Raw genomic sequence first — 22,861 nt, 5'->3', positions numbered from 1 at the left:
ACAAAAGCAGGAAAGTTGCATGTCCAGACTGATCGCGCATCACATCGACGGAAGGCGCGTGGCTGGTTCCTCCAATCGGACCCAACCGATCCTCAATCCCGCGACCGGAGAGGAAACCGCGGTCGTCTCGCTTGGCGGCGCTTCCGAGGTGGAAGAGGCTGTCTCCGCGGCAGCGCGCGCGTTCCCCGCCTGGAGCGAAGCGCCGCCCTTGCGCCGGGCGAGGATACTCAATCGGTTTCTGCGCCTGCTTGAGGAGAACCGGGACAGGATCGCGCGCATCATCAGCGAGGAGCACGGCAAGGTGCTGTCCGACGCGCTCGGTGAGGTCGATCGCGGCATCGAAGTCGTCGAATTTGCCACGGGCGCGCCGCAGCTCCTGAAAGGCGAAGTCACCGAAAATGTCGGGACGCGCATCGACAGCCACAGCTTGCGACAGCCGCTCGGCATCGTCGCCGGCATCACGCCGTTCAACTTTCCCGCCATGGTGCCGATGTGGATGTTTCCCGTCGCGCTCGCTTGCGGCAATTGCTTCATCCTCAAGCCGTCCGAGCGTGTTCCGGGCGCGTCGATGCTGCTGGCCGATCTGCTCAAGGAAGCCGGGCTGCCGGACGGGGTCTTTGGCGTGGTGCACGGCGGCAAGGAGGCCGTTGACGCACTGCTGCATCACCCTGATGTCGCGGCCGTGAGCTTCGTCGGCTCGACCCCGATCGCCCGGTACATTTATGAGACCGCGGCGGCAAACGGAAAGCGCTGTCAGGCATTGGGCGGTGCCAAGAACCACATGATCATCATGCCCGACGCGGATCTCGATCTTGCGGCGGATGCCTTGATGGGCGCGGCCTATGGCGCGGCTGGCGAACGCTGCATGGCCATCTCCGTCGCCGTGCCGGTGACGGACAAGGTCGCCGATGCGCTGATCGAACGGCTCGAGCCGCGCGTGCGCGGTCTGAAGATCGGCCCCGGCACCGATCCCGATGCGGAGATGGGACCGCTGATCAGCGCGGCGCATCTCGCCAAGGTCAAGGGATACATCGCAGACGGTGAACGCGAGGGCGCCAGGCTCGTTGTCGATGGCCGCGGATTCCAGATGCAGGGTTATGAGAACGGCTTCTTCCTGGGAGGTTCGCTGTTCGACCGCGTCACCCCGGAGATGAAGATATGGAAGGAAGAAATATTCGGACCGGTGCTCTCGGTTGTTCGCGCTGCCGACTACAATGCAGCAGCCGAGCTGGTGAACTCGCACACCTTCGCGAACGGCACGTCCATCTTCACCCGCGACGGTGATGCCGCGCGCGACTACGCACACCGGATCAAGGTCGGAATGGTCGGGATCAACATTCCGATCCCGGTGCCGATGGCGTTCCACAGCTTTGGCGGCTGGAAGTCCTCCTTGTTCGGCGATCATCACATGCATGGGCCCGAGGGCGTTCGCTTCTATACCAAGTTGAAGACGATCACGACACGCTGGCCGACCGGAGGTCGATCGGGTGCGGACTTCGTCATGCCGACGATGCGCTGAGACGGATCAATCGAGGTCGTACCAGCGCCATGAACATCATTGATTTCCGCATCAGACCGCCGTTCAAGGATTTCCTCGGTACAGCCATGTATGCGGGTACGGCACGACGTGACGGGATCACCCGGGCGATCGGGTTTAAGCCGTCGACCGCGGCGGTCCGGCAATCGATCGAGCTCCTCATCGACGAGATGGACACGGCTGGAGTCGCTTGCGGCGTGGTCGTCGGGCGAAATTCAGGCTCCCTCGGCTCAGTCGACAACGCGGTTGTGAAGGAGTTCTGCGAGAGCTATCCCGGACGCTTCGTTCCTGTCGCATCCATTGACCCCGTCGATCGGAAAAGAGCTGCTGCAACGATTGCGCAGGCGACGAAGGCAGGCTTCAAGGCGTTCAATATCGAACCGGGTGGCGCGTCGCCTCCGATGCATACGGACGATCGCCGGATCTACCCGATCTACGCCCAACTGGAAGATTGCGGCCTGCCTCTCATCATCATGACCGGCGGAAACGCAGGTCCTGACCTCAGCTACACCGCGCCCGAGCGCCTCGACAGGGTGCTCACGGACTTTCCCGGCCTGCGGATCGTGTCCTCGCACGGCAACTGGCCATGGGTCCATCAGATCCTGCATGTCGCCTTCCGGCGGCCGAACCTGTACCTGTCGCCGGACTATCTCCTGGCCAACATGCCCGGGACGAACGACTACCTCCAGGCGGCCGACAGCTGGCTCTCGGATCGATTTCTCTACGCCAGCGCATTCCCGTTCGCGCCCGTCGCGGCATACGCCGACTGGTTTCGCGCTTTGCCGATCAAGCCGGAGAATCTTGAACGCATCATGCATGACAACGCAGCCCACCTTCTTGGGCTGCCATAACGTCAAGCCATCGATCATCACGAGAGTGTCTCAACGCACAATCATTTTATCCGATCCCCCACAAGCGAGACCAACATCGCACTCTGAGGCCCGGGGGTGAAGCACTTCGTTTTATTCGGGTGTCAGGGACGGAAAAAGCATCGAAAGCTTCGAGGAAAACGGGAGGGATCAATTGACCGCTTTGCATCTCAGGGCTGCTGACCAGCAACAATCGACCAAGCACGGGCTGCCGCATGCGCAGGCTGCGCAACCCGCGACCCCGTTCTACATGCGGCTGTATTTTCAGGTGCTGTTTGCGCTGTTGCTCGGAATTTCGCTGGGCTATTTCTACCCGAGCCTTGCCGAAGAGATGAAGCCGCTGGGTGACGGATTCATCAAGATGATCCGGATGATGATCGCCCCGCTCATCTTCATCACGGTTTCGGTCGGAATCGCGAAGATCGGCGACCTCAGGGAGGTCGGTCGTGTCGGTATCAAGGCCCTCGTCTATTTCGAGGTACTGACCACGCTGGCGCTCATCATCGGTCTGATCGTGGTCAACATCTACAAGCCCGGAGTTGGAATCAACGCCGACCCGGCGACGCTGGATACCAAGGTCGTAGCAGGCTTCGTGACCAGTGCACAGAAGCTGAGCCTCACGGACTTCCTGCTCAACATCATCCCCGGCACGTTCGTCGACGCCTTTGCGAAGGGTGAGATCCTCCAGGTGCTGTTCATCTCGGTGTTTTTCGGGCTGGCGCTTTCGCATTTCAAGGACCATACCAAGCTGCTGGTCGAGATCCTCGACCAGGCGTCGCACGGCCTGTTCGGCATCATCGGCCTAATCATGCGGTTCGCGCCGATCGGTGCCTTCGGCGCCATGGCCTTCACCGTCGGCCGTTACGGTATCGGCTCGCTGCAACAGGTTTTCATGCTGGTTGCCGGCGTCTACACCACGTGCATCCTGTTCGTGGTCGTCGTGCTTGGCGCGGTCGCGCGGATCACCGGCTTCAGCCTTTGGCGCTTCCTGCTCTATATCAAGGAGGAGATCTTCATCGTCGTCGGCACGTCGTCCTCGGAGACGGTGCTGCCGCGCATGCTTGCCAAGATGGAGCATCTCGGCTGCGCGAAGTCTGTCGTCGGTCTCGTGCTTCCGACTGGCTACTCGTTCAACCTGGATGGGACCTGCATCTATCTGACCATGGCCGCGATATTCATCGCGCAGGCCTTCAATATCCAGCTGTCGCTGGGCGAGCAGCTATCCATCCTCGCCGTCATGCTGCTGACGTCGAAGGGCGCTGCAGCAGTCACGGGGGCTGCGTTCGTGACGTTGGCGGCGTCGATGTCCTCCATCCACCATCTGCCGGTATCGGGGCTGGCTTTGCTGCTGGGTGTGGACCGGATCCTGGCCGAGGTTCGGGCCGTTACCAACCTCATCGGCAACGGGGTCGGCACGCTTGCGGTTGCGAAGTGGGACAACGCGCTCGATGCCGAGCGCATGAATCGCATTCTCGCGGGCGAGGCGGTTCCGGAGCCGAGCGCTTCCGAGCAGGTTCCGGAAGGGTGCGACGTCACGGAAGCCCGCATTCCAGTAACGACATGAGAGCGTACGTGGCCCGTCCGTTGCTTGAGGGGCGAGCTGCCGACTTAGGAGATCCGTGTGCTTCCGCGGCCGAAATTGCTGAACAAATGGGTGGGAAAAGCGACGGATCGGTTGCCGGGAGTCATGCTATGCCTGCTGGTCACCTTCGCTTCGTTGGCCGTCCAGAATCTCGAGGAGCGTGCTTTTGAGCATCCCTACATCGAGGCGCTCGTCATCGCCATCCTGCTGGGGATGATCCTCCGTACCATTTGGAATCCAGCCGCGCGCTGGCGGGCCGGCATTGCGTTCAGCGCAAAGCAGCTTCTTGAGGTCGCCGTCATGCTGCTTGGCGCCTCGATCAGCATCGCCGCGCTTGCCGCCGCCGGCACACTGCTGCTCTCCGTCATCGTTGCAACCGTCGTCGTGACCATCATAACCAGCTATGGAATCAGCCGGACACTTGGGCTGCCGGTCAGGTTGTCGATCCTGATCGCTTGCGGCAACTCGATCTGCGGCAACTCGGCGATAGCTGCGGTGGCACCCGTGATCGGCGCCAATGGCGACGACATTGCGTCCTCGATTTCGTTCACGGCCATTCTGGGCGTGCTGACGGTGCTTGGATTGCCGCTCCTGATTCCACTTCTGCACTTGTCGGCAACCCAATACGGGATCCTGGCAGGGCTGACGGTCTATGCCGTACCCCAGGTGCTCGCCGCGACGGTCCCTGCGGGTCTCGTGAGCACGCAGATCGGCACATTGGTGAAGCTTGTGCGCGTGCTGATGCTCGGACCGGTCGTGCTCGGCTGTTCACTGCTCGCGCGTCGCTGGCCGGGACGGTCTGCAGGCACTACCGAGCCGAAACGCCTAAGCCCGTTCAAACTGGTGCCCTGGTTCATCATCGGATTTCTCATCCTCGCCGCGATGCGTTCGCTGGCTATTGTCCCTGTGAGCGCAATCGCTCCCCTGACAAAGGTCGCCGGCTTTCTGACTGTCGTCTCGATGGCGGCGCTTGGGCTCAGCGTCGACGTGCGGGTCATCGGCCGCGTCGGAGGCAGGGTCACTGCAGCGGTCACGCTGTCGCTGCTCCTTCTGTTGTTGCTCAGTATCGGCCTTATTCATCTGTTCGCGTGATCAATCGAGTTTGAAGCCGATCGCTCTGACATAGGCGCCAAAATCCTGGCGCTCGGGACGGGCATATTGCCGGGCCTTGTCCTCCGACCAGCCGTAGCTTTCCGTTGTTCCAAACTCGCGGACGTAGCGTTGATTGGCATAGGGTTGCGCAGCCGTCCGCCGCGTATCGTAGCCGTCGATCGCGGATTCGAGCCCTTCTTCCGAGTACACGTTGTGATGCACCGTGACGGACAACGGAAGCCGCAAGCTCGGTCGCGGTGCCTCGGCAGGATATCCGACCGCGAGACCGGCGATCGGAAAGACATGATCGGGCAAGTCCAGCAGACGCGATACGGCCGCCGCATGATTGCGGATGGCGCTGATCGGGCAAGTCCCCAGGCCCTCGGCCTCCGCCGCAATCACGAAAGCAGACAGGGCGATCGCCGCGTCGACCGCCGCATTGAAGAAGGCATCGAGATGATCGTTGGCAAAGGGCTTGTCGCGCAAAGCGTGGAGCCGTCGCTGGCGGCGATTGTTGCCGCAGAAAAGGAGCAGATTCGGCAGCGCTGCCGTCCATTGCTGTCCCAACGGTCCTGTCGCGAGAAGCGCACAGATACGGGCTCGCAAGGAGGGATCGTCAACGATGAGGATATCGCGCTGCTGGAGGTCGCTCTTGGTCGGAGAACACAGCGCAAGTGCGCTCAATCGCCGTAGCGTTTGATCCGGCACGGCATCCGGCCTGAATTTTCTGGTCGAGCCGCGTGCGGCCAACTGGCGATGCACCGCCGGGGCTTCCGGGGGCAACTGCAGATCCGAGGCGTCGGGACCGAAGCGATCGTCCAACGCGCTGTTGCTGAACGCCATATCTGATGCTCCGGACTGAGGGCCCCAAAGCTGGTGCCAAGGTGACGAGGATGGCACGACTTAACATTATTTGAAGTCGAGGTCGTAAAATATTGGTTTGCCTTTTGCTGCGCGTCGGGACCGAATAGCAACCGAGTTTGATGTCGCTCCCGGCGAGAAGGATAATTCCGATGGACATGAAGCTATCGCCCGAGCAACTCAAGCTCCGTACCGCCGCGCGAGAGCTCGCTGAGTCGACCTTCGCGCCCAAGGCGGCGGAGGTCGATCGCACGGAGTCCTATCCGTTTGACAACGTCGCGGCGCTCAAATCCGCGGGCTTCATGGGTTACACGATTCCTGTTGGCTATGGCGGTCGCGGTGGCAGCTTCTTCGAGGCCGCGCTGATCATCGAGGAGATGGCGCGGGTCTGCGGCGCAACCGGACGGATTACCGTCGAAGCCAACATGGGCGCCATTTCTGCGGTGATGCAATATGGCACCGAGAAGCAGAAGCGGCTGGCGGCCGAGATCGTGTTGTCCGGCGACAAGCCCGCGATCTGCATCACCGAACCAAACGCCGGATCGGCTGCAACCGAGATGACGACCCGCGCGGACAAGCGCGGCAACAGCTATGTCATCAACGGCAAGAAGCACTGGATCACCGGCGGGGGCGTCTCCAAACTGCATCTAATCTTCGCTCGCGTGTTCGACGAGCGGGGCGAGGAGCAAGGCATCGGCGGATTCATTGCTCTGGGAGGTACGCCGGGCCTGATCATCGGAAAGCGCGAGCCGGCGATGGGGCTGCGCGGTATCCCCGAAACCGAGATCATCTTCGAGGATCTGGCTATCCAGGACGACATGCTCGTGCTGCCGCCGCGCGGACTGCGGCGCGGCTTTGCAGACCTGATCAACGCCTATAACAGCCAGCGGGTCGGCGCCGGCACGGTTGCGCTCGGCATTGCGCAGGGAGCGTTCGAGAAGGCGGTAGCCTTCGTCAAGGAGCGTCGGCAGTTCGGACGGCCGATCGCGGAATTCCAGGGCCTGCAGTGGATGCTCGCAGACATGGCGGTGGCGCTCAATGCGGCGAGGCTGTCACTGCATCAGGCAGCCCTCAGCGCGGACCCGTTTCCCGACCCGCTTCTCGCGGCGCAGGCCAAGATCATCGCGTCCGAGACCGCCAATACGGTGACCAATCAGGCGCTCCAGCTGTTCGGCGCCAGAGGCTATTCGCGCGACTACCCGCTCGAACGCATGGTCCGCGATGCCCGCATGTTCACGATTGCGGGCGGCACGGCGCAGGTGCTGAGAACATTGGTGGCATCCCGGATCCTCGACGCGAAGATTCCGCAGACCCGCGACGGCTACGTTGAGCCAGCTCAAGCTCCGTCTCTCGTCGTGGCGAAGTGACATGGTTAGTCAAAGGGAACGCATGCTTGAGGTCAGAGGTGTGATGCTTTCGTATCGTCGTAACGTCGCGGCAGCCGCCGTTATCGGCCTCCTGGTCGTCATATGTTCGTTTGCGCTGCATTCTCCCGCAGGAGCTCAGGACTCCTATCCCACGCGTCCCATTACGATGGTGATCCCCTTTCCGGCAGGTGGATCGAGCGATGTGATCGGCAGGCTCGTCGCTGAGGGGCTGCGTCAAATTCTCGGTGTTCCCGTGATCGTCGATAATCGCGCCGGAGCGGGCGGCATGCTGGGTACAGCTGCGATCGCAAAAGCACGGCCGGACGGCTACACGATAGGTATAGGAACCGTTTCGACGCTTGCGATCAACCCGGCCGTCTACAAATCGCCGGGCTACGACGTCCTGAAGGATATTGCGCCGATCAGTCTGATCGCCTTGGTGCCTAACATCATCAGCGTCAATCGTGACTTGCCCGTAACCAATATTGAGGACCTCATTCGATTGGCTCGGTCACGGCCCGGAAAATTGGCCTACGCCTCTGCCGGCGTCGGTTCGGTGAGCCATCTCATGGGCGAGCAGTTCAAGCTCGCTACCAAGACCGACATGCTTCATGTTCCCTATCGAGGCGTGGCTCCCGCACTTAGCGACGCGATTGGCGGTCAGGTGCAGATCATGTTCGACAATCTTCCCACGTCGTTGTCCTTCGTCCAAAGTGGACAATTGCGAGCACTCGCCGTTTCCTCGCCAAGGCGGCTCGACGTGCTGCCGGACGTTCCGACATTCGCCGAACTCAATCTTCCGGACTTGGATTGGATGGCGTTCTTTGGCTTGATTGCTCCATCGGGGGTACCGGCCTCCGTCGTCGATCGGATCAACAGGGCGGCATCGGAAGTGCTCTCCCGACCCGAGGTACGCGAGAAGCTCGGAGCTCAGCAAGCAATCGTTGTCGGTGGTTCGCCGAGCCAATTCAAGGCGGAAATAGTGCGCGAATTCGAGCGCCAGCAACACGCGGTGCAGGCCGTTGGAATCAAGCTGGACTGATCGTCGAAATGGATGCTCCGGCGGAAACTTCGGATGACGTCTACTTCGCTGCCTGCTTCTTCTTCTCTACACCAGGCCGAACCGTGGCGCGATGTCGCGACACGACCTGGCGAAACGCCTCCACAAGCGGATCGTGAAGCACCAGCGATCCGGACGTTCGCCGGGTGATCAGCGCGAGCGTCCGAGTGAGCGGCCTGCCGAGGCTTTCGGTCCAGACGACGCGTCCTTGACCGTAGCGGCTCGCCTCCGGTTCGGGGATGATGGTCACGCCCATGTTGAGCGCCACGAGCTCGACGATCGCTTCCAGTGAGTCGAGCACCATGCCTTCGCGGATTTCGATCGACCGATCGGCCAGGAAGGCATCGACCAGTTGTCCGATCCCCGTTCGCGGGGCGAAGCGAATGAACGGGCGCGTGCGGAGCAGGTTGATCGACAGCTGCCGACGCTCCGACTTGGCCGCAACCAGCACGAAAGGTTCGACCAGGATCGGCGTGACCGCGAAGGCGTTACCGAGATCTTCGGTTCCCGTGACGACGGCGGCGTCGAGCCGGCCGTCGGCGACTCGGTCCACCAGATCGATCGAGAGCGCGCTTTCGACGCGCAGCCTGAGTTGCGGAAATGCGGTCATCAGATGTTGGGCGACCGCCGGCAGGAGGCGGATGCTCGCCGTCGCGACCACGCCGAGCGCCAGCTTTCCCGAGAGCGGCTGGCTGTTGCGCAGGACGATCGGAAGATCTTCATAGGCCGTGACGATATCGCGTGACGCATCCGCCAGCGTCAGGCCCTCCCGGGTCAATCTCGGCGGGCGGGTGGAGCGATCGAACAGTGCGACCTGGTAGGTTTCCTCCAGCTGCTTCATCTGCATGCTGACCGCAGATAGCGTCATGTTGAGCTCGCGCGCGGTCTCCTGGAAGGAGCGCCCGTCGCGGATCCAGAGAAGTGTCTTGAGGGCTCGGACCGACATGGTCCTATCTTAAGAGGTCGTGAAGATAGACATCAATATATTTCGGTTGTGTTGATATGATTTCTGTCATGTTCTTGGTCCCCGAAGGAGATCAATCGCATGGACGCCAGCCCACCGCGCGCTGCCGATATTCTCGCGCGCCGACTCTTTGATGCCGGATGCAGGCATGCCTTCGGAATGCCCGGAGGCGAGGTCCTCACCATCGTGGACGCGCTGGTAGCTGCCGGAATCGCCTTCCATCTCTGCAAGCACGAGAATGCCGCGGGCTTCATGGCGGAAGGGGCCTATCACCGGACGGGCGCGCCGGGGATCCTCGTCGCGACGGTCGGGCCTGGCCTTGCCAACGGTCTCAACGTGGTCGCGAATGCGCAGCAGGACCGCGTGCCGCTGATCGTGATTTCCGGCTGCGTCGATGCCGACGAAGCCCTGACCTATACGCATCAGGTGTTCGACCATCGCGCCGTGCTTGCGCCGATCACCAAGGCGACCTTTACGCTGACGGCTGAGGGCGCCGACATCATCGCCGACAAGGCGGTGCTGCTGGCGATATCGGCAAGGCCGGGTCCCGTCCACATCGACATCCCGATCTCGGTTGCGGACATGCCTGTGCCGCGACCGCTGGTATCGCGCCATCGGCCGGTGGCCAAGGTCGCGCCTGCCGAGGGCAAGGATCTGGCGCAGAGCCGCGCATGGCTCGGTGAAGCGTCGCGCCCGGTCATGATCGTCGGTCTCGACGCATTGAACGACGGTGCGGACGAGCAGATCCGCAGCTTCGCCGAGACATTCGGCGTTCCCGTCATCACCACCTACAAGGCAAAAGGCACCCTGCCGGAGGACCATCCGCTTGCGCTCGGCGGCGCCGGATTGTCTCCGCTCGCCGACAATTTCCTGGTCGAATTCGTCAAGGAAGCCGATCTCATCCTTCTTGTCGGTTACGACCCGATCGAGATGCGCATCGGATGGCGCGATGTGTGGGATCCAGCAAAGCAGCGCGTCGTCGAATTCGCGGCTGCGCGAAACGACCACTACATGCACCATGCGACACTGGCCTTCATCTGCGATGCAGGCGAGGGGCTCCGTACGATTTCCAGGGGGATCGAACCTCGCAAGACCTGGGCAGGCGATCGCGCCACCGAGCTCAAACGCGCGCTCGGCGACGCATTTGCCAGTCATGGCAAATGGGGTCCGTCGGCTGTGGTCGAAGGCGTGCGCTCCATCTTTCCCAGGGACACCGTTGCAACGGTCGATTCCGGAGCGCACCGGATTCTGCTGTCGCAGCTTTGGGAGGTCTATCAGTCGCGTGGACTGCTGCAGTCGACGGGACTGTGCACCATGGGCTGTGCGCTTCCTTTGGCGATGGGCGCCAAGGTCGCTGATCCCTTACGGCCGGTCGTGGCGTTCACTGGTGATGCGGGCCTGCTGATGGTGATCGGCGAGCTCTCGACATTGGCCGAACTGCGGATTCCCGTGACCATCATCGTATTCGTCGATGCCTCCTTGAGCCTGATCGAGATGAAGCAGCGCGGCCGCCAGATGGGCAATCTGGGCGTGGACTTCGGCCAGCACGATTTCGCTGGCATCGCAAAGGCGTTCGGCGGTGTCGGCGTGACGGTGTCGGATCGTCCGTCGCTCGAACGGGCGTGCCGTGACGCGGTGGCGCGCAAGGACGGCTTCACGTTGATCGCTGCGACAATCGACAGGCGCGCCTATGACGGACGAATCTGACAAGGCCGGCTGCCTTGGTGGCCTGCGCGTCCTCGATCTGTCCCGCATCCTTGCCGGTCCGACCTGCACGCAGATACTTGGTGATCTCGGCGCCGACGTGATCAAGGTCGAGAAGCCGCACGAAGGCGACGACACGCGCAAATGGGGGCCGCCCTTCGTCGGCGGCACCGACGGCATGCCGACCGCGGAGTCGGCGTATTATCTCTGCGCCAATCGCAACAAGCGATCCGTCGCGCTGGATATGGGTACGGAGGAAGGCAAGCAAGCTATCCTTGCCCTCATCGCGCGGTCGGACGTTCTGGTCGAGAATTTCAAAGCCGGGGGGCTCGCACGATATGGTCTCGACTACGCGAGTCTAAGCCAGCGATTTCCGGGGTTGATCTACTGCTCGATCACCGGATTCGGGCAGAGCGGCCCATACTCTTCACGGCCCGGCTATGATCACGTCGCCCAGGCGATGGGCGGGATCATGAGCCTGACGGGGGATCCCGATGGCCCGCCCATGAAGGTTGGCGTCGGCATCGCCGATGTGACCACCGGCCTCTATGCGACAATCGGCATCCTGGCCGCCCTGCGGCATCGCGACCGAACCGGCGTTGGACAGCACATCGATTGTTCGCTGCTCGATACGCAGGTCTCCTGGTTGATCAACGAGGCGACCAACTACTTCCTGAGCGGAGAGGAGCCGCGCCGGAAGGGCAACTCGCATCCGAACATCTGTCCCTACAACGTTTATCGGACACAGGACGGTCACGTCGTCCTGGCCGTCGGAAACGATGCGCAGTTTCAAAGATGGGCAGAGATTGCGCGTGTGCCCGAGCTCGCGCGGGACCCCCGCTTTGCGACCAACGCTGCCCGGCTCGGCAATCGTGTCGTGCTCGAGCCGGTCGTGGTGGAGCGTATGCGAACCCGTCTCTCCTCATTCTGGATCAAAGCGCTCGAACAGGCCGGCGTTCCCTGCGGGCCCGTGAACACCATTGCGCAGGTCTTTGCCGATCCGCATGTTCTGGCTCGGCAGATGAAGATCAGCATGGCGTACGGCAGCGCGCGGGGCGGACGCATCGATCTTCTGGGAAGTCCGCTGAAACTCTCGCAAACGCCGGTGAGCTACCGCCGCCCGCCGCCGCGCCTGGGCGAGCATTCCAGCGAAGTGCTGGCCGAATTGACCCAATCTGCGTGTGATCCCGCCTGACCTCGCTAACCGCAATCGGAACCGATGATGAATAAAGTTGCGCAACGGATGGGTCGTATCAACCCGTCGCCCATTCTCTCGGTAGTCGCGAGGTCCGCGGAGCTGAAGGCTCAGGGTGTCGACGTGATCGATCTGTCGATCGGCGAGCCCGATTTCGAGACGCCCGACAACGTCAAGCAGGCGGGGATTGCGGCCATCGAGACCGGCGCGACGAAATACACCTCGATTACCGGACTGCCGGATCTCCGCAAGGCCATCGTCGAGAAGTTCAAACGGGAGAATGACCTGGACTACGCGGTTCAGGAGGTCACGCATGGCTGCGGCGGCAAGCAGGTCATCTTCAATGCCATGCTGGCGACGCTGGACGAGGGCGATGAGGTCATCGTGCCGGCGCCCTATTGGGCGAGCTATCCGGACATCATTCGACTGGCGGGCGGGCAGCCGGTCGTTGTGCCCTGCGGCCAGGAGGCCGGCTTCAAGCTGAAGCCGGAGCAGCTTGCCGCTGCACTCGGCCCGCGCACACGTTGGCTGATCCTTAATTCGCCGTCGAATCCGACCGGCGCGGTTCTGGACGCTGATGAATTGGCTGGATTGGCGGCGGTCCTTCGCAAGCATCCCGACGTGATGATCCTGTCCGACGAGATCTATGAGCACATCCTGTACGACCGCAGGACCTACGCGTCATTTGCCGCGCTGTTTCCCGATCTGCGCGATCGAACGCTGACGATGAATGGCGTCTCGAAGGCCTATTCGATGACCGGCTGGCGCCTCGGCTATGCGGCAGGACCCCGCACTCTGATCCAGGCCATGAACGATGTGATGGGACACACGGCCACGCATACCTCGACGATCACCCAATTCGCCGCCATCGAGGCGCTGCGCGGTCCACAGGGAATCGTCGTCGAGCGCTGCCGTGCCTTCGAGCGGCGGCGTGACCTGATCGTCGGTCTGCTCAACGACATTCCGGGGATTCGATGCCTCGCCTCGGAAGGCGCGTTCTACGTCTATCCATCGGTTGCGGGTCTGCTTGGTTCGATTCGTCCCGATGGTTGTGCCTTGCAGAACGATCAGGACGTCGCCTTGTATTTCCTGGAGGAGGCGCATGTTGCCATCGTGCATGGCGCCGGCTTCGGACTGTCACCACATCTGCGCCTGTCCTACGCGACCTCGGAGGAGGCAATACAGAATGCGTGCCGGCGAATCATGGCAGCTGTCGCAAAGCTCAAGAGCGGAGAGCGCAAGTGAGCCGGATCTCCCCCACCATTTCCTTTGATGAGCCGGGCAAGCATGTCGGCTTCCTGCGGCTGCCTCATTCGACGCACGAGTCTGCCTATGGCTGGATACCAATCCCGATCATATGCATCTCCGGTGCGCCTGGGCCGACGGTGCTGCTCGTCGCCGGCAATCACGGTGACGAGTATGAGGGCCAGGTCGCGCTGGGCGAGCTTTGCCGAACTCTCGATCCGGCAAGCGTCCGGGGGCGCGTCATTATTTTGCCGGCCGCAAATTATCCGGCAGTGATGGCGGGGCGGCGGGTCTCGCCGATCGATGGCGGCAATCTCAACAGAAGCTTCCCAGGTAGCGCGGGCGGTTCTCCGACGGAGATGATTGCCCATTTTATCGAAACCAGGCTGCTGCCGATGGCGGATTGCGCGATCGACCTGCATTCCGGTGGGAGCTCGTTGCAATATTGTCCGACCATTCGTGCCCGTTCGAATCCCGATCCGGAGATCACGGAGCGTACGCTGACGCTGCTACGCGCGTTCGGCGCGCCCTATGGCTGCATCTTCAAGCCGCTTGCCGGCGAGAATCGCACCATGGCTGCGGCCGCTGCACGTTGCAATGTCCCCTATCTCTGTATCGAGATCGGTGGAGGCGGCAGCATTCAGCAGGACTATCTGGCGCTGACGCGTGCGGGCGTGAACAGGATCCTGGTTGCCTCCGGCGTGGTGCAAGGCGAGGTCGACCTCCCCAGAGAAACCCGGATCCTTTCGGTCAATGGCTTCGACAATTACGTCTACGCCCCCGAAAACGGCTTGTTCCAGTCTCTTGCCGAACTGGGTGAGGTGGTCGCGGCGGGCCAGCCGGCTGCACGCATTCACTTCCCGGACACGCCGTGGCGAGAACCGGCCATCGCGACGTTCCAGACCGCCGGGAGCGTTCTGTGCCGGCGGTTTCCAAGTCTCACCAAGCGCGGTGACTGTCTCTACGAGATAGGAGCCGAGACATAGTTTGCTCGACGGGCTCTCCGCTTGTCGCGCATGCGTCCGTGCATCGTCGAAGTCATTCCATTCAAACAGAGAGCGTCATCATGCAAGAAGCGGTTGCAGGCAGTGCTGCGCGCGAAGATGCGCCACGCCTGGGTGCCAGAGGCGTCGCGGCGGCTGTCGTCGGCAACGTGCTCGAGTTTTTTGACTTTACAAGCTACTCGTTCTTCGCCGTCATGATCGGCCGGGCGTTCTTTCCGGCAGAGTCCGAGATCACAAGCCTCTTGCTGTCGCTCTCGGCGTTCGGAGCTGGATTTGTCACCCGTCCGCTCGGCGGCGTCGTGATTGGCGCCTATGCGGACCGTGTGGGACGCAAGCCCGCCATGCTGCTGACGATTGCACTCATGGCAGTCGGAATGCTGATTATCGCGGTGACGCCTTCATACGCCGTGATCGGACCGGCGGCGCCTGCACTGGTCGTATTTGCAAGGCTGGTGCAGGGGTTTGCTCTGGGAGGCGAAGTTGGACCGGCCACGACATATCTGCTGGAAGCGGCTCCGGCAGACAAGAAGGCTTCGTATGCGAGTTGGCAACTCGCCAGCCAGGGCATCTCCGTCATCTGTTCCGGATTGCTGGGGGTCGTGCTTTCGTCCCTTCTATCTCCGACGGAAATGCAGGAATGGGGTTGGCGCGTGCCTTTCGTGATCGGACTTGCGATTATTCCCGTGGGGCTGGTGATCCGCAGAAGTCTTCCCGACGACGTCGAGGCGCCCATTCATCCCACGACCTCGGCTGTCTTGAGCGAACTGGTGCTCGGCCACCCCCGCACCCTCATTCTCGCGATCCTGGTCATCACCGCGACGACGATCGCGATCTATGTCGGAAACTACTTGACGTCTTTCGCGCTGACGACACTGAAGATGGATGCGACGGTCGCTTTCATGGCAACCCTGACGATCGGCATTGGTCGGGTCGTGGCGAGTCTCTTCGGTGGTTATCTCGCCGATCGGGTTGGTCGAAAGCCAATCATGATTCTGTCGCAAGTCGCCCTGGTGATCGCGGCATATCCGGCTTTCCTCCTGCTCAGCAGCCACAAGACTTTGGCCGCGCTCGTGATAGCGTCGGGAACGCTTTCGGTGCTGACGTCGTTGGGAGGCGCGGTCGGACTGACCCTGATTCCCGAAAGCTTTCCAGCCTCCGTTCGCAGTACGGGTCTGTCGATTGCCTACGCGACGGCCGTTACCGTGTTCGGCGGCAGTGCACAGGTGATTGTGACCTGGCTGATCGTTGCCACCGGAAATCCACTGGCCCCGGCCTGGTATCTCATGGCAAGCAGTTTGGTAGGGATCGGGGCGATGTACCTGATGCATGAGACCAGGCAGCGTCGCGCGACCTGAAAGCCGATGGGAGGTTGCAAATCGCGTCCGTTACAGTCACTGATGGTCCAGTTCCTGCACCGACTGGGTTGACGCTTGCTTTCGCAGGGAAAATACCGAAGCGATCAGGCTGGCCTGCGCGTTGTCGATGGCCGGCCTTTGTCGGAGGCGAAAATTCATTTTCGGCCGTAGCTTGAACGGTGGGTTTTGGTCCAGGAACAGTGAAAACGCCGTATCTTTCAACGGGGATTGACTGACACTCTCTCCGCCATTTGCACGATTTTCCACGCCAGACTACGAATTCCGCGAGGCTCTGCACAGTCGGTACCACCCATCTTCTCGCGCGAGAGGTAGGCTTGCGTGGGTTTAACGGAATCGGAACCGTAAGGTCGAAGTGCGCCGCCTCGCGGCTCAGGCAAATTGCGGCCGCGGTCGAACAAACCCGCGATACCCTCTCAGCGCCAGCTGGATCTGACGCCGGCAGGTTCGGCCAACATCGAGCGACCTCGTTCGATGCCGCCAGCGGCCCTCTGAAGCTTCATCACCCTTCGCGGCAATCGCCATCTGCCTGCTATCGGATCCCGAGGCAATCTGGACTCAGCTTGGGAAGTCCTGCTCGTCCAGAAAGCGAGACAGCACGTTCCAGGTGATCCTGGAGATGTTGTTGTCATACATATTGTGCGATAGCGACCCGCACCAGGCGATCGACGACGTGCAGAACAAGGCTCCGCCCGAAGATGTTTCTCCGAAAGCGAGGTCAGCTTTGACGCGTGGGTTGACGTCGGCGCCGAGGTTGGGCGGCACGACGCCGAACTCCTCGTTGACGAGCAGCATCATCGGGGAATGGCCGTCGGAGGAGGCAAGGCGGAGCATGTTGGGCGGAGAGCCGAGCTCGGTTGCGAGGCAGTCCAGCTCGATACCGGCAGCGCCGCCACCGATCAGCCCGAAATCACCGATGATTTCGTCCTCGACGCCTTCGAAGATGAAGGCGGCGCGCGGATCGGCGGCATCGGGTGCGCGACGGTAGAAGCCGCTGACGTCAAAGCCTTGCGCGATGAATCCGACGCCGCAAATCAGGTTCGGTGGCCGGCCGATGCGCCGCCACAATCCGCCGAGCTCGCCGGTGAAGGAATGATAATATTCGCCCGGCTCGGCCATCCAGGTCCGGATTCCATCCTCGGCGCGACGGACCTCGATGACGCCGGGCAACGACTTGTGGAACGCGATCCGCCAATACCAGCCGTTGCCTCCCATATACATCAGGCGGCCGCCGCGATCGATCCAGGCCTTCATCGCGTCCCACATCGGCGTCGAATGGTATTCCGGATGCGTTCCCGTCATGATGACCCGGTAGTCCTTGATCAGCGCGTAGCCTTCCTCATGCAAATCTTCGTCGGTGATGACGTCGTAGTCGACGCCCTTGTGCTCGAGCCAGTCGAACAGATGGGTGTCCGCATTATACTGATACAGCGCCGAGCCGTGGCCGCCGAGCCAGGAATGGTAGCGCGGCGAGAAGTTCAGCACCGGGCGCAGTCGGCTCGAATAGCAGACGCCGGAGCCGTCGGTGTGGCAATCGTAGAGCGAGCCGCCAAGTTCGGGGTGATCATAGAGATAGACGTCTGCATGCCCGAACGGCAGCAGGTGGTTCATCTGCAACTCGGCGCCGCGCGCGGTGATGTGCTCGCCATGGTTGGCGTAAGCGAGATAGGAGGCCGTCGGCGCAAGGAAGGCCACCTTCGGCCGCGCGCGACGCTGCCGCGCATCGCGCGGCGGGCGAACGAAGAAGGCGAGGTAGTCCTCGCGCGTGGCGTTTTCGTCGCTGTCGCCGCAGGACACGTGCAGGGCGTAGGGACCGCTGCGGATGTCGTCGGGAAGTGTCACCTCAACGCTGGTGTCCCATCCAAGGTCGTAGACATCGTCGTGGTGGAAGTGGATGGCGCCGTACTGGTCCGGGCGCTGCCGGTAGTCGTGGGCCTCGCCGTCCCAGTTCGATCCCCGCATCGCGCGGGTCGGCAGATGGACGAGGCGGCCATGCAGGCCGTCGGGTCCGATGTCGATCGCGCGGTCGGTCTCGATTTCGCGGCCGAAATCCCAGCGCGCGATTACAGCTTTCGCGAGCTCGGGCGACACGGGGGACGCACTCAACCGCTCCTGCGTCGTGATCGGATGGATGCCGGCCAGCAGGGCCGGCCGCTCGATCTTGCCGTCGAAATGCGTCTCGACGCGGCCGGAACTCTCCGGCTGTCCGGCCAGGTGGAAGGTCTGCACCCAGGGGCGTGGCGCATGCGGCGGCGTCACGGACGGTGTTTCGGCGTACCCGGAATCGTCGACCAGCGCGTAGCTGCGCAAATTACGCTGTTCCAGCCGCAACTGACCCGTGGCGGGATCGAACGAGACGGCGACCGCGTACCATTGCCGGACCAGCATAGGCTTGCCGGTGGAAGCTTCCAAGACCGGCCTGGCGCCGGCGGAAATCCTTGCGGCAAGCGCGCCCTGCGGCGACAGACCGATCCAGACGCCTCGCCGCGCGGCCGGATCCGATTGCGTGAACAGCGTCTGCTCGCCGCGCCCGAGCAAAGTGGGCCAAACGGTCGCAAGAAAAGTGAAGGCGCGTGCGCCGAGGTCGGGCGCATCGTCGACTACCATGTAGGATCCGGCGTCGCCGACCTGCTTGCGTCCGGGGTGCGAACCGTCGAGCGCGGTTGGCACATGGATGAACTTCAGGCCCGGGCCTTGCGGATTGCAATCGCCATGCACGACGCGAACGACGCGAGCCTCGAACCGGTCCGCCTCTTCAAGCGAGATTTTGAAGGCGATCGTCTCGCCGGGGGCAACGGAATAGCGATCGGGATAACCCGTAACCTTCAGCATCCAGCGCGGCCTTCCATTGAACCGGAGTCCATTTCAATCTTGCAATGTGCCATCGAGGTGTTCGCCCGTAGCAGCGTGCCAGCGGCGCCGAAACACTTCCCATTCGGCCTCCTCACGGCTCGCAAAAATGGTCTCGTCCTCGAAGCGGATCGGGTCGGCGCGGCGCGGCGGCATCGTCGCGAGCGTCCATTTGGCGAACGGCTTGCGGCAGACGATGATGATCTGGTGGCCGCTCGGGTCGACACGCAGGATTGAAAGGATGCGCATCAGTCCGGGACTGTGCCCGCCGATCGGTTTGCGGCGAAACTCCTCGGCGAAGGGACGGTCGCTGACGGGATCGATCTTGTACATGGCTCGTTCGTCGGCTCCTCCGGACTACCTGCGTGCTTCGTCCGGCTGGCCGGACACCGGGGGCAGAACAATGTCGACGACTTCGGTCAGGCTGTCGATCTGCCAGTCGGCGCGGCCTGTGGTTTCATGTCCGATCGCCGCGGTGCGCAGGCCGGCAGCGGATGCCGAGGCGAGGCCGCTTTCGCTGTCCTCGATGGCGAGCAGGCACTGTGGTTCGATGCCGATGCGCCGCACCGCCGTGGTGTAGGGTTCAGGATGCGGCTTGCCATTGGCAACGTCATCCAGGCTGATCGAGAATTGCAGATAGGGCAGAACTCCCATGTTGGCGAGATTGGCATCAACGATGCGCCGGCTGGAATTGGAGACACAGACTTGCGCAATGCCGGCGTGATCAAGTCGCTGGATCGCTTCCCGCGCGCCTGGCAGCGCGCGCAGCCGGCACGCGCCTGCGATGTAGTGGCTTTCGATTTCGCCGAGCCATTCGGCACGTGTCAGCGTCGCCGGAAAGCGGCTTCGAAGTCTTGACCAGACGTCTTCCATGTGGACGCCTCGGAAGGCAAGAGGCGGCAGGCCGGCGAGATCGACGTTGAACCTCGCCGAGGCCTCGAGCAGCGCCTGATGATGCAAGGGTTCGCTGTCGACCAGCGTCCCGTCGATGTCCCAGGCGACTGCGGTGATCCTCACGCGCGCGCTCCGCGCTCGAAATCCTGCATGCGGCGATAGAACTCGCGGAACACGGCATAGCCGTCGGAGTAGGCCTGGGTGTTGACGGGATTCGGCTCGATGCGGTTGCTGTGGCCGGTGAGGTTGGTGATGCCTGCCCAATCGTCCGTGAGGCTGGTGCCGATGGCGGCGGTCCATGCCGCGCCCAGGCAGGAGCCCGGATGCCGCGGCGAGAGTTGCAAGGGCTTCTGAATGACGTCGGCGACGATCTGCATCCAGGTCAGGCTGTTCGAGCCGCCGTCGGAGGCACGGAATTGCACGGTCTCTGCGCCCGTTTCGGCGAACACCTCGAGATGATGACGTATCGCGTAGGCATAGGATTCGAGCAGCGCGCGCCACAGATGCGCGACGCCATGGCTGAAGCTGAGCCCGGAGATCATGCCCCGCGCTGCGGCGTCGTGGATCGGGGTCTTCTCGCCGAGAAAATAGGGCACGATGGCCACGCCGTCGGCGCGGGGCGGGACGCGCGCAGCCAGACGATCGAGATATTGATGCGGGCTGAGCCCCGCCACGTCGGCGTCCGCGGCGGTGCCGCTGCCGAAATTGGCGACAAACCAGTTGAGCGCCGACCCGCCGGTCGACATGCAGCCGTTGGGCACGTAGAGGTCCGGCATTAGATGATAGTCGAGGAATAGTCGCGGATCCGGCCGCGCATTCTCGGAGACTGCGAGCACATCGACCGAACCGCCGAACTTCAACAAGCAGTCGCCGCGGCGCGCGAGCCCCGAAGCTAGCCCGGAGGCGATGAAGTCAGCTGCGCCGCCCACCACGGGCGTGCCGGCGGCGAGGCCGCATTGCGCCGCCGCGGCCGGCGTCACGACGCCGATGATCTCGCTTGACATCGCCCGTTGCGGTACGGTGCGCTCGGGCAAATGGGTGTGAGCGATCAGCGACGCGCTCAATTTGGCAGCCCGCAAATCGGTCAGCCCGGCCTCCAGCGCCCAGTTCTGCTCGATCCGCTTTTCACCGGTGAAGCGGAAGTTGATGTAGTCGTAGGAGCCGAACACGGTTGCGATCCTGGCGAAGACCTCCGGCTCGTGCCGTTCGATCCATCGGGTCTTTGCGGCGAGCAGTTGCTGATTGAGGCCGTTACCGGCGAACTCCGTAAACGCACGATCGTCGATCTCGGTGCGGAGCTCCGCGACCTCGGCGACGCAGCGGCCATCGCTCTGCTGGATGCTTGGTCGCAGCAACCGATCATGCTTGTCCAGCAGTACGACCGCCGGAAGCATGCCCGCGACGCCGATCGCGGCAACGTCGCCCGGCGCAACGCCGCTGTTTGCGATCAGTGCGCGCGTGATCTCGCAGACGTTTTTCCACCACTGCTCGGGGTCTTCCTCCGCCCACCCCGGATGTGGCGAGCGCAGCTCGACCGGCCGCGATTCCAGCGCCAGCGTCTGATCGGGAAGCCTGATGAGAATCCCGATCGTCGAGGTGGTGCCGACGTCGATGCCGATGACATGAGACATGTCGGTGATCGATCCTTCAGCGCAGCTTCTCTACGACGTCCATGAAGCGGCGTACGCGGGCGCCGTCGACGACGTTCCAGGTGTTGCCGTCGACCTTGAAATGCGTTCCCACAATCGCCCCATCCGCCACCGCTAGAACGTCGCGGACATTGTCAACAGTGACACCGGTGTTCGCGAACACAGGAGCATCGTGGATCGCCTCGCAGACCTTGCGAAGGTCGGATTCGTCAGCCGGCTGTCCGGTAATCGGCCCGGAAACCAGGATTGCGTCGGCAAGCGATGAGAAGATGGCGCTCTTGGCGCGAAGCTCGATTGGCCGCGCATCAAGTGAATGGGCGAACTCCGCGTTGATATTGAAAAGCAGCTTCAGATCCTGGCGGCCGAGGTTTCGACGCAGCCGCGATGCTCCGGCGCAGTCGGGGGCCCAAACGCCCATGTCGGAGGCAAACACGCCGGTGAATATCTCCCGGACGAACCGTGCGCCGGTTGCAGCCGCAATGGCCACGCTCGCCGATGGGTCCCAGAGGTAGTTGACGCCGAATGGCACGTTTAGGGCAGGCTTGACCGCCTGAACGACGGCGGTCATCGCCGCGACTCCCTCGAGTGGAGCAGATCTCACGTAAGGGCGGTCGTTCTCGTTGCCGAACATCACCGCGTCCACGCCACCCGATTGCAGGGCCTCGGCATCGCGCGCCGCATCATCGATCAGCTTCGCGACGCCGCCGTCGGCATCGTACAACGGGGTCCCCGGTAATGCGCCGATATGGATCATCGCAATAACGGCTTTCTTCTTGGGGGCGAAGAAATCGAACATCATCGTGAGTACCTCTTTCGTTCCTCGTGTCCCGATCCAAGCGTGTCTGCAGGCCCAACGATACGGGTTTCCACGCCGGCGGCGTCGAGCGCCGCAGCGATGTCTTCAGGCGGCGGTGCGTCGGTCACCAGCGTGTCGATGGCCGAGAAGTCGCTGACGTGAACCAGCGACATGCGATGGAATTTCGAGCTGTCGCATACGACCACCTTCAGCGACGATCGACGCAAGTAGAGGCGCTTCAGCTCGCTGTCATCGGGTGAGTAATCGAACAGACCGTCGGCGGTGATGCCGGAGACGCCGATGAAGGCAATGTCGAACCAGAAACGTTCGAATTGCTCCAGCGCAGTGCTTCCACTCGCCGATGGCTCCTCGCCGCGCACCTGCCCGCCCGGCACGTGAACGTCACGCTTTGCGATCGCCAGCAGGCTTGCGGCGCGCAGGCTCGACGTGAAAAAACGAAGATTGGCACGCTCGCTCAGCAACTCGGCGAGCCGATAGGTCGTCGACCCGACGTCCAAGGCGATCGTCTGTCGCGACCCGATCAATTCGCCGGCTGCGATCGCGAGGCGGCGCTTGGCCTCGTCATTGCGCCGCAATCGTGCATCGAATGCGGGCTCGTCGCGATCGATCGGGGTGGGCAGAGTTTCGTCCGGTGCCATGGCGCCGCCATGGGTTCTGATCAGCGTTCCGTTGCGCCCGAGTTCATCCAGGTCGCGCCGGATCGTCATTTCCGAAACACCGAGTTCGGCTGCGACATCGGAAACGACCAGGACGCCGCGTTTGCGTGCGGTGTCGACCAGGAAGGCCTGCCGCATCTGC

19 protein-coding genes are annotated in these 22,861 nt (G+C 62.6%); 11 read left to right on the top strand and 8 right to left on the bottom strand.

Translation table 11 applies throughout. The features are described from left to right. Positions 1-19: 19 nt before the first annotated feature. The 4 genes from AC1RUR_RS25995 to AC1RUR_RS25980 all read left to right on the top strand — a co-directional run bounded on the left by AC1RUR_RS25995 (position 20) and on the right by AC1RUR_RS25980 (position 5,080). The gene (locus tag AC1RUR_RS25995; protein WP_492849263.1) at positions 20-1,519 is read left to right on the top strand and encodes a CoA-acylating methylmalonate-semialdehyde dehydrogenase; all 1,500 of its coding nucleotides are present in this window, start codon (positions 20-22) and stop codon (positions 1,517-1,519) included. Positions 1,520-1,548: 29 nt separating this feature from the next. Next, entirely contained in the window at positions 1,549-2,388 is an 840-nt protein-coding gene (locus AC1RUR_RS25990; RefSeq protein ID WP_492849261.1) for an amidohydrolase family protein, read from the top strand. A gap of 172 nt (positions 2,389-2,560) precedes the next feature. Then, the gene (locus AC1RUR_RS25985; RefSeq protein ID WP_492849259.1) at positions 2,561-3,970 is read left to right on the top strand and encodes a dicarboxylate/amino acid:cation symporter; all 1,410 of its coding nucleotides are present in this window, start codon (positions 2,561-2,563) and stop codon (positions 3,968-3,970) included. Positions 3,971-4,093: 123 nt separating this feature from the next. Next, positions 4,094-5,080 carry a YeiH family protein gene (locus tag AC1RUR_RS25980; protein WP_492849386.1) on the top strand — a complete coding sequence of 329 codons (987 nt, stop codon included), beginning with the start codon at positions 4,094-4,096 and terminating at the stop codon, positions 5,078-5,080. On the opposite strand, the gene AC1RUR_RS25975 is transcribed toward AC1RUR_RS25980, so the two are convergent. Beyond that, complete coding sequence (locus tag AC1RUR_RS25975; protein ID WP_492849257.1) at positions 5,081-5,923, bottom strand: nitroreductase family protein; 843 nt, start codon at positions 5,921-5,923, stop codon at positions 5,081-5,083. 170 nt (positions 5,924-6,093) lie between these two features. Here AC1RUR_RS25975 and acdA point away from each other — a divergent pair, with 170 nt between their 5' ends. Next, entirely contained in the window at positions 6,094-7,308 is a 1,215-nt protein-coding gene (acdA, locus tag AC1RUR_RS25970; RefSeq protein WP_492849256.1) for a 3-sulfinopropanoyl-CoA desulfinase, read from the top strand. Between the two features lie 22 nt (positions 7,309-7,330). Next, a complete protein-coding gene (locus AC1RUR_RS25965) occupies positions 7,331-8,350 on the top strand; it encodes a Bug family tripartite tricarboxylate transporter substrate binding protein (protein WP_492849254.1) in 1,020 nt (339 codons plus the stop codon). Between the two features lie 40 nt (positions 8,351-8,390). On the opposite strand, the gene AC1RUR_RS25960 is transcribed toward AC1RUR_RS25965, so the two are convergent. Then, positions 8,391-9,314: a LysR family transcriptional regulator gene (locus AC1RUR_RS25960; RefSeq protein ID WP_492849252.1), complete on the bottom strand. Its 924-nt coding sequence runs from the start codon at positions 9,312-9,314 to the stop codon at positions 8,391-8,393. A gap of 99 nt (positions 9,315-9,413) precedes the next feature. Here AC1RUR_RS25960 and AC1RUR_RS25955 point away from each other — a divergent pair, with 99 nt between their 5' ends. The 5 genes from AC1RUR_RS25955 to AC1RUR_RS25935 all read left to right on the top strand — a co-directional run bounded on the left by AC1RUR_RS25955 (position 9,414) and on the right by AC1RUR_RS25935 (position 15,835). Continuing rightward, positions 9,414-11,039: a thiamine pyrophosphate-binding protein gene (locus AC1RUR_RS25955; RefSeq protein WP_492849250.1), complete on the top strand. Its 1,626-nt coding sequence runs from the start codon at positions 9,414-9,416 to the stop codon at positions 11,037-11,039. Then, entirely contained in the window at positions 11,023-12,231 is a 1,209-nt protein-coding gene (locus AC1RUR_RS25950) for a CaiB/BaiF CoA transferase family protein (RefSeq protein WP_492849248.1), read from the top strand. The genes AC1RUR_RS25955 and AC1RUR_RS25950 overlap by 17 nt, the downstream gene beginning before the upstream one ends. 27 nt (positions 12,232-12,258) lie before the next feature. Beyond that, positions 12,259-13,476, top strand: coding sequence for a pyridoxal phosphate-dependent aminotransferase (locus tag AC1RUR_RS25945; protein ID WP_492849246.1), 1,218 nt, complete (start codon positions 12,259-12,261; stop codon positions 13,474-13,476). After that, the gene (locus AC1RUR_RS25940) at positions 13,473-14,462 is read left to right on the top strand and encodes a succinylglutamate desuccinylase/aspartoacylase family protein (RefSeq protein WP_492849244.1); all 990 of its coding nucleotides are present in this window, start codon (positions 13,473-13,475) and stop codon (positions 14,460-14,462) included. Before AC1RUR_RS25945 ends, AC1RUR_RS25940 begins: the two co-directional genes overlap by 4 nt. An 80-nt stretch (positions 14,463-14,542) precedes the next feature. Then, positions 14,543-15,835 carry an MFS transporter gene (locus AC1RUR_RS25935; protein WP_492849242.1) on the top strand — a complete coding sequence of 431 codons (1,293 nt, stop codon included), beginning with the start codon at positions 14,543-14,545 and terminating at the stop codon, positions 15,833-15,835. A 576-nt stretch (positions 15,836-16,411) separates the two neighbouring features. Here the strand turns inward: AC1RUR_RS25935 and AC1RUR_RS25930 are convergent. From AC1RUR_RS25930 to AC1RUR_RS25905, 6 genes are read right to left on the bottom strand one after another with little or no spacing between them, the layout of a single operon-like run. Continuing rightward, a complete protein-coding gene (locus AC1RUR_RS25930) occupies positions 16,412-18,685 on the bottom strand; it encodes a N,N-dimethylformamidase beta subunit family domain-containing protein (protein WP_492849240.1) in 2,274 nt (757 codons plus the stop codon). Positions 18,686-18,718: 33 nt separating this feature from the next. Next, on the bottom strand, positions 18,719-19,036 hold the full coding sequence (locus tag AC1RUR_RS25925; RefSeq protein ID WP_492849238.1) for a N,N-dimethylformamidase alpha subunit family protein: 318 nt from the start codon (positions 19,034-19,036) through the stop codon (positions 18,719-18,721). 24 nt (positions 19,037-19,060) lie between these two features. Then, positions 19,061-19,720: an HAD family hydrolase gene (locus AC1RUR_RS25920; protein WP_492849236.1), complete on the bottom strand. Its 660-nt coding sequence runs from the start codon at positions 19,718-19,720 to the stop codon at positions 19,061-19,063. Beyond that, complete coding sequence (locus tag AC1RUR_RS25915) at positions 19,717-21,228, bottom strand: FGGY-family carbohydrate kinase (protein WP_492849234.1); 1,512 nt, start codon at positions 21,226-21,228, stop codon at positions 19,717-19,719. Before AC1RUR_RS25915 ends, AC1RUR_RS25920 begins: the two co-directional genes overlap by 4 nt. Positions 21,229-21,244: 16 nt before the next feature. Further along, positions 21,245-22,045, bottom strand: coding sequence for a BtpA/SgcQ family protein (locus tag AC1RUR_RS25910; protein ID WP_492849232.1), 801 nt, complete (start codon positions 22,043-22,045; stop codon positions 21,245-21,247). Then, complete coding sequence (locus AC1RUR_RS25905) at positions 22,042-22,857, bottom strand: DeoR/GlpR family DNA-binding transcription regulator (RefSeq protein ID WP_492849230.1); 816 nt, start codon at positions 22,855-22,857, stop codon at positions 22,042-22,044. The genes AC1RUR_RS25910 and AC1RUR_RS25905 overlap by 4 nt, the downstream gene beginning before the upstream one ends. Between the last annotated feature and the right edge of the window lie 4 nt (positions 22,858-22,861).

The organism is Bradyrhizobium sp. GW821-FHT12B03 (assembly GCF_058807535.1).
Note: the sequence above shows the minus strand (reverse complement) of the source record. Positions and strands in the feature narration are given on the sequence as shown.